Source organism: Streptomyces fagopyri (assembly GCF_009498275.1).
GTDB classification, from domain to species: domain Bacteria; phylum Actinomycetota; class Actinomycetes; order Streptomycetales; family Streptomycetaceae; genus Streptomyces; species Streptomyces fagopyri.
The window spans coordinates 3,875,391-3,889,062 of the sequence record NZ_CP045643.1; the positions used below are offsets into that span (position 1 = coordinate 3,875,391).

General features: G+C 73.1%; 10 protein-coding genes, 1 pseudogene and 1 riboswitch. Of the genes and pseudogenes, 4 read left to right on the forward strand and 7 right to left on the reverse strand.

Annotated elements, in window-relative coordinates:
- Nucleotides 1-88, reverse strand: a riboswitch (ZMP/ZTP riboswitch).
- 52 nt (nt 89-140) lie between these two features.
- Nucleotides 141-332, forward strand: a pseudogene (gene rocD / locus GFH48_RS16545) (ornithine--oxo-acid transaminase); the annotation flags it as partial.
- 267 nt (nt 333-599) lie between these two features.
- Here the strand turns inward: rocD and GFH48_RS16550 are convergent.
- Together GFH48_RS16550 and GFH48_RS16555 are read right to left on the reverse strand one after the other, a co-directional pair.
- Nucleotides 600-1,784 (reverse strand): glutathionylspermidine synthase family protein, encoded by a 1,185-nt coding sequence (locus GFH48_RS16550; RefSeq protein ID WP_153289018.1) that lies wholly within the window; start codon nt 1,782-1,784, stop codon nt 600-602.
- A 55-nt stretch (nt 1,785-1,839) separates the two neighbouring features.
- A complete protein-coding gene (locus GFH48_RS16555; protein WP_153289019.1) occupies nt 1,840-2,196 on the reverse strand; it encodes a hypothetical protein in 357 nt (118 codons plus the stop codon).
- Between the two features lie 133 nt (nt 2,197-2,329).
- Here GFH48_RS16555 and GFH48_RS16560 point away from each other — a divergent pair, with 133 nt between their 5' ends.
- Nucleotides 2,330-3,199 carry a hypothetical protein gene (locus GFH48_RS16560; RefSeq protein ID WP_153292949.1) on the forward strand — a complete coding sequence of 290 codons (870 nt, stop codon included), beginning with the start codon at nt 2,330-2,332 and terminating at the stop codon, nt 3,197-3,199.
- Between the two features lie 191 nt (nt 3,200-3,390).
- Nucleotides 3,391-5,535 carry a chorismate-binding protein gene (locus tag GFH48_RS16565; protein WP_153289020.1) on the forward strand — a complete coding sequence of 715 codons (2,145 nt, stop codon included), beginning with the start codon at nt 3,391-3,393 and terminating at the stop codon, nt 5,533-5,535.
- A gap of 207 nt (nt 5,536-5,742) precedes the next feature.
- Here the strand turns inward: GFH48_RS16565 and pdxR are convergent, their stop codons facing one another.
- The gene (gene pdxR / locus GFH48_RS16570; protein WP_153289021.1) at nt 5,743-7,158 is read right to left on the reverse strand and encodes a MocR-like pyridoxine biosynthesis transcription factor PdxR; all 1,416 of its coding nucleotides are present in this window, start codon (nt 7,156-7,158) and stop codon (nt 5,743-5,745) included.
- Nucleotides 7,159-7,204: 46 nt separating this feature from the next.
- On the opposite strand from pdxR, the gene GFH48_RS16575 reads away from it, so the two are divergent.
- Nucleotides 7,205-7,729, forward strand: coding sequence for a carboxymuconolactone decarboxylase family protein (locus GFH48_RS16575; RefSeq protein WP_153289022.1), 525 nt, complete (start codon nt 7,205-7,207; stop codon nt 7,727-7,729).
- Between the two features lie 251 nt (nt 7,730-7,980).
- Here the strand turns inward: GFH48_RS16575 and GFH48_RS16580 are convergent, their stop codons facing one another.
- Genes GFH48_RS16580 through GFH48_RS16595 form a run of 4 tightly spaced genes read right to left on the reverse strand, consistent with a single transcriptional unit; the run spans nt 7,981 to nt 13,628 of the window.
- Nucleotides 7,981-8,937, reverse strand: coding sequence for an ABC transporter substrate-binding protein (locus tag GFH48_RS16580; protein WP_153289023.1), 957 nt, complete (start codon nt 8,935-8,937; stop codon nt 7,981-7,983).
- A 1-nt stretch (nt 8,938) separates the two neighbouring features.
- Nucleotides 8,939-10,897: an ABC transporter permease gene (locus tag GFH48_RS16585; protein WP_153289024.1), complete on the reverse strand. Its 1,959-nt coding sequence runs from the start codon at nt 10,895-10,897 to the stop codon at nt 8,939-8,941.
- Nucleotides 10,897-12,105 (reverse strand): quaternary amine ABC transporter ATP-binding protein, encoded by a 1,209-nt coding sequence (locus GFH48_RS16590; RefSeq protein ID WP_153289025.1) that lies wholly within the window; start codon nt 12,103-12,105, stop codon nt 10,897-10,899. Before GFH48_RS16590 ends, GFH48_RS16585 begins: the two co-directional genes overlap by 1 nt.
- The gene (locus GFH48_RS16595) at nt 12,105-13,628 is read right to left on the reverse strand and encodes a GMC family oxidoreductase (RefSeq protein ID WP_153289026.1); all 1,524 of its coding nucleotides are present in this window, start codon (nt 13,626-13,628) and stop codon (nt 12,105-12,107) included. The genes GFH48_RS16590 and GFH48_RS16595 overlap by 1 nt, the downstream gene beginning before the upstream one ends.
- Between the last annotated feature and the right edge of the window lie 44 nt (nt 13,629-13,672).

The following is a 13,672-nucleotide window of genomic DNA, read 5'->3' on the forward strand; positions in this document are numbered from 1 at the left end:
CGGGTCGGCCCAGGCGCACGGCACACAGTTCACGGAGTCGCTCCCCGATGGTCGGTCCCATCCCAGCGCGCCAGTCACGGCTCCGCCGGTCAGCCTACCGGGCACGCCGGATCACGGGCCACGCGGCGCTGCCGGCGAGCGCTCGCGGGCTGTGGGCGGGCGTGGACATCGCCCCGGCGTACGGGACGGGCCGTGAGGTCTGCGAGCAGCTCATGGACCGGGGAGTCCTGGTCAAGGACACCCACGGGCCGACGATCCGGATCGCCCCGCCGCTGGTGATCGGCGAGGAGGACCTGGACTGGGGGCTGGCGCAACCGCGTGGCGTCCTGGGTGTCTGGGGCGGCCGCGGCACCCCGGGGTGTCCCGTGATCCCCGGTGGGTCGGCGCGTGGTGCCGGACACGGTGCGCCGTACGGCGCAGGGCCGTCCCGTACGTGGCGTGTTCGGGCGATCCGGCGGGGCGGCGAGGTGCCGCCGGTGTCGGTCCGCGCGCACCGGGGACGGCGGGGCAGCGGTCGCGCGCCCACCGGGGACCGCGGGGCAGCGGTCGCGTGCCCGCGGGCTGTCCCGTGACGCCCGCCGGGGATCACGGGACGGCCCTCAGAGGATCACGTGGGGCAGGAAGCGGGCGTACTCGTCGGTGATCAGGCCTGCCGACTCGCGGATGCCGAGTCCCGCCGGTTCGTCCTCCACCACCCAGGCGCCGAGCACGACGTGGTTGCCGTCGAAGGAGGGCAGCGGGGCCAGTTCCTGGTAGCAGCAGGGTTCGTCCCGCGGGACGGGGTCCGCGCCGGGTTCGTGGACGGTGACGCCGGCGCCCTCCCGGCCGAGCAGGGGCTTGGCGACGTATCCCGTGGTCGCGGCCAGCTCCCGCGGGCCGTCGAGGTGCGCGGCCAGCAGGTGGGGGTGGCCGGGATACAGCTCCCAGAGGACCGCCAGGAGCGCCTTGTTGCTGAGGAGCATCTTCCAGGCCGGTTCGATCCACATCGTGGAGCCCGTGCCGCCGCCGTTGTCGAGGGTGTCCAGGACGTGGTCGCCGAAGCGGTCGGTGGTGAGCCATTCCCAGGGGTACAGCTTGAAGCAGCCGCGGATGAACCGGAGCCGGTTGTCGACGAAGCGGCCGGACAGGGGGTCCCAGCCGATCTCCTCGACCGATATCCAGTCGGTGTCGAGGCCCGCCTGTTCGGCGGTCTCCTTCAGATAGGCGACGGTCATCAGGTCCTCGCCGAGCTCGTCCTCCGCGGAGTGCGCGAAGTGCAGGGGGCTGCCCGGCGGGAGGAGGGAGGCCTGCTTGCGCCAGGCGGCGACGAGGCGTTCGTGCAGGGAGTTCCACTGGTCGGCGTCGGGGAAACGATCCTCCATCCAGAACCACTGGGGGCTCGCGGCCTCGACGAGCGAGGTCGGGGTGTCGGCGTTGTACTCCAGCAGTTTGGCGGGGCCCGTGCCGTCGTAGCGCAGGTCGAAGCGGCCGTAGACGGACGGGAGTTCGGCACGGCGGTGCCAGGCCTCGGCGACCGCCCGGACCACCCTCGGGTCGGTGATGCCGAGATCGGCGAAGCGGTTCTCCTCGACGATGTGCCCGGCCGCCGCGAGGCACATGCGGTGCAGTTCCGCGACGGTGTCCTCCAGCGCCTCGATCTCGGGGAGCGAGAAGGCGTAGTAGGCGCTCTCGTCCCAGTAGGGGCGCAGGGAGTCGTCCGGGTGGCGGGTCAACGGGTAGATGAGACCCTGCCGCTCGACGGTCTGCTGCCAGCCGGTACGGGGTTCGAGGAGATGACGTTCCACGGTGTGAGGGTCCGATCGGGTGCGGGGCGGTACGGGTCGGGTGGCGTCGTGGCACTCAGCCGCCGGAGCCGCCCTTTCCGCCCTTGCCGCCGCCGATGCCGCCGCGGTCCACGCCATGGCCGTGGCTGCCGCCTGAGGAGCCGGATCCCTTGCCCGGCTTGGTGAACGAGCCGCCGTCGATCCAGTTGCCCTTCTTCTCGCCGCCGTAGTACCAGGAGCCGTGTGTGGCGCCCTTCGTGGAGTTGCAGTTCTTGTCCGCGACGACCTCGTAGCCCTTGAGGGCCTGGTAGCTGTCGCGCTCGACACAGCGCTTGTCGGGGTCCGAGGAGCAGGCGGTGAGGGTCGCGGCGAGCAGCCCCATGCCGCCGAGCACGACCGTGCCGGAGCGCAGTCGCCGTCGTGTGTCCGCCATGTTCGGTCCCCCGTGGTCCAGATCGAGTTCGTCCCGGCTCAGCGCCGGCGATCAGAGTAGAGACAGGTCGCGGCCGGTACGCGGTGGGCCCCTTCGATTCGGCTTCCCCTACAGTCACTTCGTGCTCTTTGGAATGATGTGCGCGCTTGGTGCGGCGGTCTGTTTCGGTACGGCGACGGTGTTGCAGGCCATCGCGGCACGGACGGCGGCCGACACCGGCACCGGTACCGGCGGTCCGGCCGGCGACGCGGCGCTGCTGCTTCGGGCACTGCGGCAGTGGCGGTATCTCGCGGGGCTGGCGCTGGACGGGCTCGGGTTCGTGTTCCAGATCGCGGCGCTGCGGTCGCTGCCCATCTACGCGGTGGGCGCGGCGCTGGCGTCGAGCCTCGCGGTGACGGCGGTGGTCGCGGCGAGGCTGCTGCGGGTGCGGCTCAGCGGGACGGAGTGGGCCGCGGTGGGGGTGGTGTGCGCGGGGCTGGGGATGCTCGGGCTGGCGTCGGGGGCCGAGGGGGACCGGGCGGGCTCCACCGCGCTGAAGTACGCGATGCTCGGGACCGCGGTGCTGGTCCTGCTGCTGGGGCTGGTGGGCGGCCGGTTGTCGGGGCGCGGGCGGGCGCTGGTGCTCGGGCTCGGGGCGGGGTTCGGGTTCGGGGTGGTCGAGGTGTCCGTGCGCCTGATCGACGATCTCGCGCCGGGAACGCTGGTGCGCAATCCGGCGGTGTACGCGCTGCTGGTCGGCGGAGGTGCCGCGTTCCTGCTGCTGACCACGGCACTGCAACGCGGCTCGGTGACGACGGCGACCGCGGGCCTGGTGATCGGCGAGACCATCGGGCCGGCCCTGGTGGGGGTGGTCTGGCTGGGCGACCGTACCCGGGAGGGGCTGGAGTGGCTGGCCGTGCTCGGGTTCCTGGTGGCGGTGGCGGGGGCACTGGCCCTGGCGCGGTTCGGGGAGGCCCCGGTGGAGGAGTCCGCGGTGGAGGACGCTCCTGTGAAGCAGGCCTGACCGTCCGGGCGGCGGGGCACGCCGTCGAAGATCTGAACACGGCGGGCGGGCCCGTCGTATTCGATGGCGTCAGACTCCCGGCCCTGTCCGCAAACCCCGGTCCGTGAACAGGAGAGCGGAACCCTCCCCGAAGAATCGACTCCCTTCCGCCGCTCGGGACCCAGCGCTCCCGACCCGAGGGAGGTGGGCGGGTGAAGACCCTGCTCATCGACAATGACGACTCGAACACGTACCACCTGTTCCGGCTGATCGCCGAGGTCAACGGCGAGGAGCCGGTGGTGATCCCCCATGACGCCCCGGCCGGCGGAATTCCGGATCCCGCCACGTTCGACAATGTCGTCGTGTCACCCGGCCCGGGACATCCCGCGGCGCCCCGTGACTTCGGGATCAGCGCCAGGGTGCTCGCCGAGGCCACCGTCCCTGTGCTCGGCGTCTGCCTCGGCCACCAGGGCATCGCGCCGGGCGAGTGGGACCGGTCGGCGGCCGCCCCGGCACCCCGGCAGGGTCGTCTCTCCACGGTCCGGCACGACGAACGGGACCTGTTCCAGGGCCTGCCGCAGCAGTTCACCGCGGTCCGCCACCACTCGCTGTCCGTGCGCGAGCCGCTGCCCGCGGCCCTGGAGGCCACCGCCTGGTCGGAGGACGGCGTCCTGATGGGGCTGCGGCACCGCGGCCGGCCCCTGTGGGGCGTGCAGTTCCACCCGGAATCCGTGCTCACCGAGTACGGATTCCGGATGCTCGTGAACTTCCGCGACCTCACGGCGGAACGCGCCCGCAGGCCGCGTACGAGGAACACCGCGGTCCCCCCGGCCGCGGCGGCGTCTCCCGTGCGGACCGTGCGGCCCGCCCACCGTCTGCACACCCGCCGGGTCGCCGCCGCGGTCGACGCGGAGGCCGCCTTCACGCGGATGTACGCCGCCTCGCCGCGGGCCTTCTGGCTGGACAGCTCCCGGACCGGGGCGGACCGGGCCCGGTTCTCGTTCCTCGGCGACGACGCCGGTCCGCTCGCCGAGTTCGTGCGCTACGACGTCACGAGCGGATACTGCGAGATCGAACGGGCCGGGCGGCCCCCGCGCAAGGTCCGGGCGAGCGTCTTCGACTATCTCAAGCGGCAGTTGGCCGGCCGTGCTGTGGACTCCACCGGGCTGCCCTTCGACTTCACCGGCGGATACGTCGGCTACTTCGGCTACGAGGTGAAGGCCGACTGCGGCTCCCCCAACCGGCACCGGTCCGCGACCCCCGACGCCTGCTGGCTGTTCGCCGACCGGCTGATCGCGGTGGACCACCAGGAGGGATTCACCTACGCCGTCGCCCTGGCCGAGGACACCCCGGCGGCCTCCCGCGAGGCCGCCGACTGGCTCGACGGGGCCCTGGAACAGCTGAGCTTCGTCCGCGCGGGGGGTGCGGGGGGTGCGGGGGGTGCGGACCCTGTGGCGCTGCCCGGACCCGTACCGGCGGGGCCCTGCCTCGACCCCGCCGGACCCCGGCTCGTGCGCGACCGGGAGACCGACTTCACCGGCGTCGAGGCGTGCCGGCGGGAACCGCGGGCGGGCGACGGACACGAGATCCGTCCGGCGAACGCCGCCCGGCTGCCCACTCCGTACGGTCCGTACCACCCGTACGACCCGTACGACCCGTACGACCCGTACGACCCGTACGACTTCTACCGGGTCCTGCGCCGGATCGATCCGGCGCCGTACGGGGCCTTCCTCAGGTTCGGGGATCTCGATGTGGCCGGCTCCTCGCCCGAGCGGTTCCTGCGGGTCACCCGGGACGGCGAGGCCGAGGCCGGGCCCGTCAAGGGCTCGGCACCGCGCGGCGCCGGACCCCTGGAGGACGCCCGTCCGCGGAACGCGCCGGCGTCGGACACCGAGGCGCGTGCCGAGAACCAGACGGCCGAGGGCGCGGACGCGGTGGACCGCGTGCGCGCCTGCTTCCCCGGCGGCTCGGCGACCGGTGCGCCGAAGCTCCGCACCCTGGAGATCACCGGCTCACTGGAGACCCGGGCGCGGGGGGTGTACTCCGGCGCCCTCGGCTATCTGGGGTGCGGCGGCGGCGCGGACCTCGCTCTCGCCGTCCGCACCGCCGTGCTGGTGGACGGGCGGACGCGTCTGGGGGCCGGGAGCGCGATCGCTCTCGACTCCGATCCGGCGGCCGCCCATGACGAGATGCTGCTGAAGACGGCGGCGCTCATGCGGGCCCCTCGGGAGCACGGTCGGGACGGCCAGCACGGCGAACACGGTCAGCACGGCGAACTCGGCGAACACGGCGCAGACGCCGAGCACGGCCGACCCGGCGGACACGACGAACGCGACGAACGCGACGAACCCGGCTGACCCGACTGACCCGACTGACCCGGTCAGAGGGGGCCCACCCGGGCCGGGACACCACCGGCCGCTGCCCCCGACCCTGCCGCTGCCCCGCCCCCAGCGCGGCCCCCGGGCACGGCTCGGCACGGCACCGCACAGCACTGCACAGCACCGCACCGCACCGCACCGCACGGCGAGTCGCTCCACCCCGGAGAAGCGGTACCGGGCCACGGGCTATCCGCCGGTGGAGGCCAACGCCGCGCACAGCGCCTCCAGTGCCCCGGACCACGCGTGGTCCGGTGGTGTCCCGTACCCCACCACCAGCGCGTCCGTCCGCCCGGCCGTCGAGTCCGGGTGGCGGTAGCGGTCCAGTCCGTGGACCGCGAGACCGTGCCAGGCCGCCGCCCGCAGCGCGGGCGGCTCCATGCCCGGCGGGAGCCGCAGCACCACGTGCAGACCCGCCGCGATCCCGGTCGCCCGGACCCCGGGGGTCCGCGCCGCGAGCTGTGCCACCAGCGCGTCCCGGCGACGGCGGTAGCGCAGGCGGGCCGCGCGGACATGCCGGTCGTACGCGCCCGAGGTCAGGAACTCCGCCAGTGTCAGCTGGTCCGGCACCCCGCACGACCAGTCCGTTTCGCCCTTCGCGGCGACCACCTCCGGCACGATCGACGGCGGCAGCACCAGCCAGCCCAGCCGCAGGCCCGGGGCCAGGGACTTGCTCGCCGTGCCCAGGTAGACCACGTGGTCGGGGTCGAGTCCCTGGAGCGCGCCGACCGGCTGGCGGTCGTAGCGGAACTCCCCGTCGTAGTCGTCCTCCAGGATCAGCCCGTCGCCACGCCGCGCCCAGTCCACCACCGCGGCCCGCCGTTCGGGGTGCAGCGGCAGCCCCATCGGGAACTGGTGCGCGGGGGTCATCAGCACCGCCCGTGCCCCCGCGAGGTCACCGGCCGTCAACTCCGCGGTGCGCGTGCCCAGTTCGTCGAAGCCGAGCGGCAGCGTCCGCAGGCCGGCGCGTTCCAGCAGATTCCAGTACGCGGCCGGCCCGTACGGCTCCACGGCCAGCGCCCGCGCTCCCCGGCCGTACAGCACCTGGCCGAGCAGCATCAGCCCGTGCGCGAACCCGGAGCAGATCACGATGCGTTCCGGGTCGGCGTGGACTCCGCGGGCCCGGGCCAGATAGCTCGCCAGGGCGGTGCGCAGTTCCACCCGGCCCCGCGGGTCGCCGTAGCCGAGGGCGTCGTACGGGGCCGTCGTCAGGGCCCGGCGGGAGGCCTTCAGCCAGGCCGCGCGGGGGAAGAAGGACAGGTCCGGGGTACCGGGCATCAGGTCGTACGCCGGCCGGGCGCGGGCGCGGCTCGGTTCCGGGGCCGCCGACGGCGCGGGCACCGGACGTTCGGCGACGCTCGTGCCCGAGCCCTGCCGTGCGGTGAGCCAGCCCTCCGCCACCAGGTCGGTGTAGACGTCCGCGACCGTGTTGCGGGCGACGCCCAGGTCGGCGGCGAGGGAGCGGGAGGAGGGCAACCGGGTGCCGGGTGCCAGCCGGCCGCCCCGGACCGCCTCCCGCAGAGCGTCCGTCAGACCCTTGCGGACACCGGTTCCGGTCGGCTCGACGTGGAGGTCGATTCCGAAAGTGGCCCAAGATTCCACCATGGAAATGGACCATACTCCTGGGCTGCCTGGTTCGTAGGGTCGAGACATGACGACGAACGAAGCCTCCCCCGACACCGACGCCGGCACCACCGAGGAGTACGCGCCCGAGCACAGCCCCCGGCTGGCCTGGGCCAAGCTGGCCCCCGACGTCTACAAGGCCATGGTCCGGCTCGACATGGCCGCCCAGCAGGGGCTCGACCCGAAGCTGGGCGAGCTGGTGCGGATCCGCGCCTCCCAGCTCAACCACTGCGCGTTCTGTCTCGACATGCACACCAAGGACGCGCTCGCCGCGGGTGAGAGCGTGGAGCGGATCGTGCAGCTCAGCGCGTGGGACGAGTCCCGGCACTTCTACACCGAGAAGGAGCTCGCGGCGATCGAGCTGACGGAGGCGGTCACCGTACTGACCGACGGCTTCGTGCCGGACGAGGTCTACGCGCGTGCCGCCCGGCACTTCGAGGAGGCCGAGCTGGCGCAGCTGATCGCCTCGATCACGGTGATCAACGCGTGGAACCGGTTCGGGGTGACCTGCCGGCTCGTGCCCGGCCACTACACGCCCGGACAGTACAAGTGACGGCAGCGGCGGCGGCACCGGCGGCGGGCGGGTCCGTCGGCGGGCTCCCCCGCTGAGAGCGGGTGCCGCGGGAGCCCTCGACGTGCCGTCCCGGCGGCTCCCCGCTCACCGAACCGGGTGAGCGGGGAGCCGTCCGGCACCCGTCGGGGCCGGACAGGAGCCGGACGGGCGGCGTACGAGCGACGGACGGGCGGCGACGACACATGGCGAGGCCGCCGCGGGAGTACGTCACCGCGCCGCGACGACCGGGGTCAGGACAGCCACGCCCGCCAGGTCGACGGGTGGCTGTCCACCCACTTCTTGGCCGCCTCCTGCGCCGACATCCTGTCGTTGGCGATCATCAGGGAGACCTCGTTCTGGTCCTCGGTGGTCCACTTGAACTTCTTCAGGAAGGCGGCCGCCCTGCCGCCGTTCTTCGCGAAGTCCGTGTTGAGGTACTTCTGGAGCGGGGTGTGCGGATAGGCGCAGGCGACCTTCGCCGCGTCCGCGTCGCAGCCGTCCTTGTAGGCGGGCAGCCTCACCTCCGTCATCGGAACCTTCTCGAAGAGCCACTGCGGTGAGTACCAGTACGTGAGGAAGGGCTTCCTCTCCTTCGCGAACTGCTTCATCTGGGTGATCTGCGCGGCCTCCGAACCGGCGAACACCACCTGGTAGTTCAGCTTCAGGTTGCCGACCAGCGCCTTGTCGTTGGTGACGTACGACGGGGAGCCGTCCAGCAGCTGGCCCTTGCCGCCGCTCTCCGCGGTGCGCAGTCGGCCGGCGTACTTGTTCAGGTTCTTCCAGTCGGTGACGTCCGGGTGCTGCCGGGCGAAGTACGTGGGCACGTACCAGCCGATGTGCCCGGTGACCCCGAGCCCGCCGCCCGCGACGATCGTCTTCTTGTCCTCGACGTACCGCTTCTCCTGGTCGGGGTGGCCCCAGTCCTCCAGGATGGCGTCGACCCGGCCCTGGCTGAGCGCGTCCCACGCGGGGACCTCGTCGACCTGGACGGTGTCGACGCGATAGCCGAGCTCGTGCTCCAGCAGGTACTGGGCGACCCCCACGTTGGCCTGCGCCCCGACCCAGGACTGCACGGACAGGGTCACCGTCCCGGCGCCCTGGGCGCCGGCGAAGGGCGAGGCCTGCTTGGTCATGTCGGCCGCGCCGCAGCCGGTCAGCAACAGCAGGGCGGACACACCGGCCGTCACCGACATCGTACGAAGTCGCATGTCACGCTCCCTTCTTCGTGGCCCGCCGGGTCGGCTGGGTCACCCGGTCGAGCATCAGGCCGAGGCAGACGATCGCCGCTCCGGCCACCAGTCCGGTCGCCAGGTCGCCCTGCGCGAGGCCGAACACGACGTCGTAGCCGAGCGCGCCGCCGCCGACCAGGCCGCCGATGATGACGACGGCGAGGACCAGCACGACCCCCTGGTTGACGGCGAGGAGCAGGGCCGGGCGGGCCAGCGGGAGCTGGACCTGGCGCAGCTGCTGGGCGCCGGTCGCGCCGAGCGAGCGGGCCGCCTCCAGCGCGGCGGGATCGACGGCGCGCAGGCCCTGGGTGGTGATGCGGACGACGGCGGGCAGGGCGTAGACGACGGCCGCGGCGACGGCGGGCGCCCGGCCGACGCCGAACAGCGCCACCACCGGGATGAGGTACACGAACTGCGGCATCGTCTGGAAGACGTCCAGGACGGGCCGCAGCAGCCGCTCGACGCGCTCGCTGCGCGCCGCCGCCACGCCGGTCGCGAAACCGAGGACGAGGGTCACGGCGACGGCCGCGAGCACCTGCGAGAGCGTGTCCAGGGAGGGCTTCCACACGCCCAGCACCCCGATCGCCGCCATCGCGAGGACCGCGGTGAGGGCGGTGCGCCAGGTGCCGATCAGCCAGGCGAGGGCGGCGACGATCAGCAGGACAGACCACCAGGGCAGCGACTGGAAGCCGTCCCGGAGCGGGTCCAGGACCCAGGTGGTGAAGTGGCCGGCCCAGTCGGCGGTGCCGCCGAGGTGAGGGACCCCGGAGTAGAGGTGGTCGGTCATCCAGCCGACGACGCGGTTCACGGGCTCGGCGATGTGCACGGTCCAGGTGCCTGGCCAGTCGAGCCGGCCGGTGAGGCGTCCGGCGAGCGCCACGGCGACGGCCGCGGCGAGGGCGTACGCCCGGACCAGGGCGGTTCCCCCGGTGCGGGTGCCGAGCCGTTCGCCCGCGGCGCCGGTCACCCGGTCCAGGACGACCGCGAGCAGCACGATCGGGATGCCGGCGGCGAGCGCGGCGCCCACGTCGACGGAGGCGAGGGCCTGGTAGACGCGGTCGCCGAGGCCGCCCGCGCCGATGACGGAGGCGATGACCGCCATCGACAGGGCCATCATGATCGTCTGGTTGAGGCCCAGCAGGAGTTCCTTGCGGGCCAGCGGGAGGCGGGCGGTCAGCAGCCGCTGGCGGGCCGTGGCGCCGAGCGAGGTGACGGCCTCCATGACACCGGTGTCGGCGTCGCGCAGGCCGAGCGCGGTGAGCCGGGCCATGGGCGGCGCCGCGTACACGACGGTGGCCAGGACGGCGGCGGGGACACCGATGCCGAAGACCAGGACGACGGGCAGCAGGTAGGCGAACGCCGGGAGCACCTGCATGGTGTCGAGGACCGGGCGCAGCGCGCGGTAGGTGCGGTCGGAGAGCCCGGCGGCGAGGCCGAGCAGCGCGCCGAGGGCGACGGACGCGAGGACGGCGACCACCATGAGCGCGAGCGTCTGGAGGGTGGGCACCCACATGCCGAGCAGTCCGCAGGCGAGGAAGGCGGCGGTCGTTCCGAGCGCGAGCCGGATCCCGGCGGCCCGCCAGGCGACGAGCCCCGCGGCCACCGTGACGCCGGCCCAGCCCGCGGCGAGCAGCACCAGGTAGACGGCGCGCACGCAGAGGACGACGGCGTTGCTGACGTAGCCGAAGAAGTAGAGGAACAGCGGGTGGCTGTCCCGGTTGTCGATGATCCAGTCGCTGGTTCTGCCGAGCGGCCCGGCGAGGTCGACGGTGAGCGCGTGCGGCCAGGTGCCGCCGGCCCAGCGGGAGTCGAGCACCGGGACGAGGACGGCCGCGGCGACGGCGAGGAGCAGGATCTTGGCCAGGGCACGGTGCCGGGTGGCGCTCCTGAGCAGGGCGGAGACGCCGGTGTGTCCGACGGTCGCGGTGACTGCGGCCATCAGGCCACCTCCTCACCGCGGGCCGTGGCGTCCGTACCGGCCACCACCCCGAGCAGTGCGGCCGAGTCCACGACGCCGAGGCAGCGCCCCTTCTCCATGACGCGTGCGGGGTCGCCGGAGCGGGCCACCGCTTCGATGGCCTGGGAGACGGTCGTCTCCGGTGCCACCGCCGGGCCGCGCGCGGCCTCGTCCGCGGACGCGGCGCGCATCGCGGTACGCACCGTCATGACCTGCTCGCGCGGCACGTCCCGGACGAACTCGCGGACGTAGTCGTCGGCGGGCGAGCCGACGATCTCCTCGGGCGTGCCGAGCTGGACGATGCGGCCGTCGCGCATCAGGGCGATGCGGTCGCCCAGGCGCAGGGCCTCGTTCAGGTCGTGGGTGATGAAGACCATGGTGCGGCCCTCGTCGTGGTGGAGGCGGACGACCTCCTCCTGCATGTCGCGCCGGATGAGCGGGTCGAGCGCGCTGAACGGCTCGTCGAAGAGCAGCACTTCGGGGTCGACGGCGAGGGCCCGCGCGAGCCCGACGCGCTGCTGCTGGCCGCCGGAGAGCTGACCCGGCTTCCGGTGCTCCATGCCTTCGAGGCCGACCTTGGCGACGACCGCGGCGGCCCGCTCGCGGCGCTCCGTCTTGCCGACGCCCTGGATCTCCAGGCCGTAGGCGACGTTGTCGAGGACCGAGCGGTGGGGGAGCAGGCCGAAGTGCTGGAAGACCATCGCGGCGCGGTGGCGGCGCAGTTCGCGCAGCCGGGCCCGGTCCATGGCGCGTACGTCCTCGCCGTCGATGGCGATCGTGCCCGCGGTCGGCTCGATGAGCCGGGTCAGACACCGTACGAGGGTGGACTTGCCCGAGCCGGACAGGCCCATGACGACGAAGACCTCGCCCTTGCGCACGTCGAAGCCGACGTCCCGGACGGCGGCGGTGCAGCCGGTGCGGGAGCGGAGTTCGGCGGGCGTGAGGGCGGCCAGCCCGGGGTCGGCGGGGACCCGCTCGGGCCTGGGTCCGAAGACCTTCCACAGCCCGTCCACGGAGAAGACGGGCCCATCGGAGCCGTGCGCGGTCCCGGCGCCACCGGACTCGCCGACGCCACTGACACTGCCGGCGTTACTGGCACTACCGGCACCACTGGCACTACCGGCACCACTGGCACTACTGGCACCACTGGCACTACTGGCGCTACTGGCGCTACTGGCGCTGGTACTCATCACGCACCGCCTCCGATCAGCTCGGCACATTTCTCGCCGACCATGAGCACCCCGATCATCGGGTTCACGGCGGGCATGGTCGGGAAGACGGACGCGTCGGCGACACGGAGACCGTCGAGTCCGCGCACCCTCAGTTCCGGGTCCACCACCGCGTCGGAGTCCGCGGCCGCCCCCATCCGGCAGGTACCCGCCGGGTGGTACACGGTGTGCGCGACCTGGCGCGCGTACGCGCTCAGCTCCTCGGCGTCCGTGACGTCAGGGCCGGGGCACACCTCACGCTTGAGCCAGCCCGCGAGCGGCTCGGTCGCGGCGATCTCGCGGGCGATGCGGATGCCGTCGACGAGGGTGCGGCCGTCGTAGTCGTCCTCGTCCGTGAAGTAGCGGAAGTCCAGGGCGGGTTTGACCGCGGGGTCGGCGCTGGTCAGGTACAGCCGTCCGCGGCTGCGCGGCTTGGGGATGTTCGGGGTCATCGAGACGCCGTGCGCGGGGCGTTCGTACCCGATCCGCTCCGGGTTGTCCGTGAACGGGACCTGGTAGAAGTGGAACATCAGGTCGGGGCCCGCGTGTCGGGGGTCGCGGCGCACGAAGAGACCCGCGTCGGAGTCCATCGCGGAGTTCTCGGGGATGGGGCCGTCCGTCTCCCACACGATCACCGACTCGGGGTGGTCGAGCAGGTTCTCGCCCACGCCGGGCAGGTCGTGGGCGACGGGTATGCCGAGCGCCCGCAGATCGGCGGCCGGTCCGATGCCGGAGTGCAGCAGCAGCCGCGGCGAGTCCACGGCGCCCGCGCACAGCACGACCTCGCGCCTCGCCCGTACGAGGACCTCCTCGCCGTCCTCGGTGCGGACGTGCACGCCCGTCGCGCGCGTCCCCGCCAGCTCCAGCCGGTGCGCCCAGGTCTCCAGCATCAGCGTCAGGTTGGACCGCTCGTCCATCACCGGGTGCAGATAGGCGACCGACGCGCTGGACCGCTTGTTGTTCTCGGGGTGGTAGGCGAGGTCGAAGAAGCCGGCGCCCTCGGTGAACGGCTGCTTGTTGAAGCCCTCGACGCGGGGCACGCCCAGCGCGGACCGGGCGGCGTCGACGAAGTCGCGGGCGATGGCGTTCCGGTCCTTCTCGTCGACCGGGACGATGTTGTTGAGGAGCCGCGCGAAGTACGCCTCCATCGGCACCGCGCCCCAGCCCTCGGCGCCCGCCGCCTCCCACTCGTCCCAGTCGGAGGGCAGCGGTTTGAACGCGATGAGCGTGTTGTGCGAGGAACAGCCGCCCAGCACCCGGGCACGGCTGTGCCGGATGTGCGAGTTGCCGCGGGGCTGCTCGGTGGTCGGGTAGTCGTAGTCGAGTTCGCCGCCGAGCAGACCCATCCAGCGGCGCAGGGTGAGGACGTCCTCGCGGCCGACGTCACTGGGGCCGCCCTCGATGACGGCGACGGTGACATCGGGGTTCTCGGTGAGCCGGGAGGCGATCACGGAGCCGGCCGTTCCGCCTCCGATGACGACGTAGTCGTACGTGTTCTCGTGCATGTGGTCGTGCTCCAAGGTGCTGTGTGCGGTGGAGGGTCGCGTCA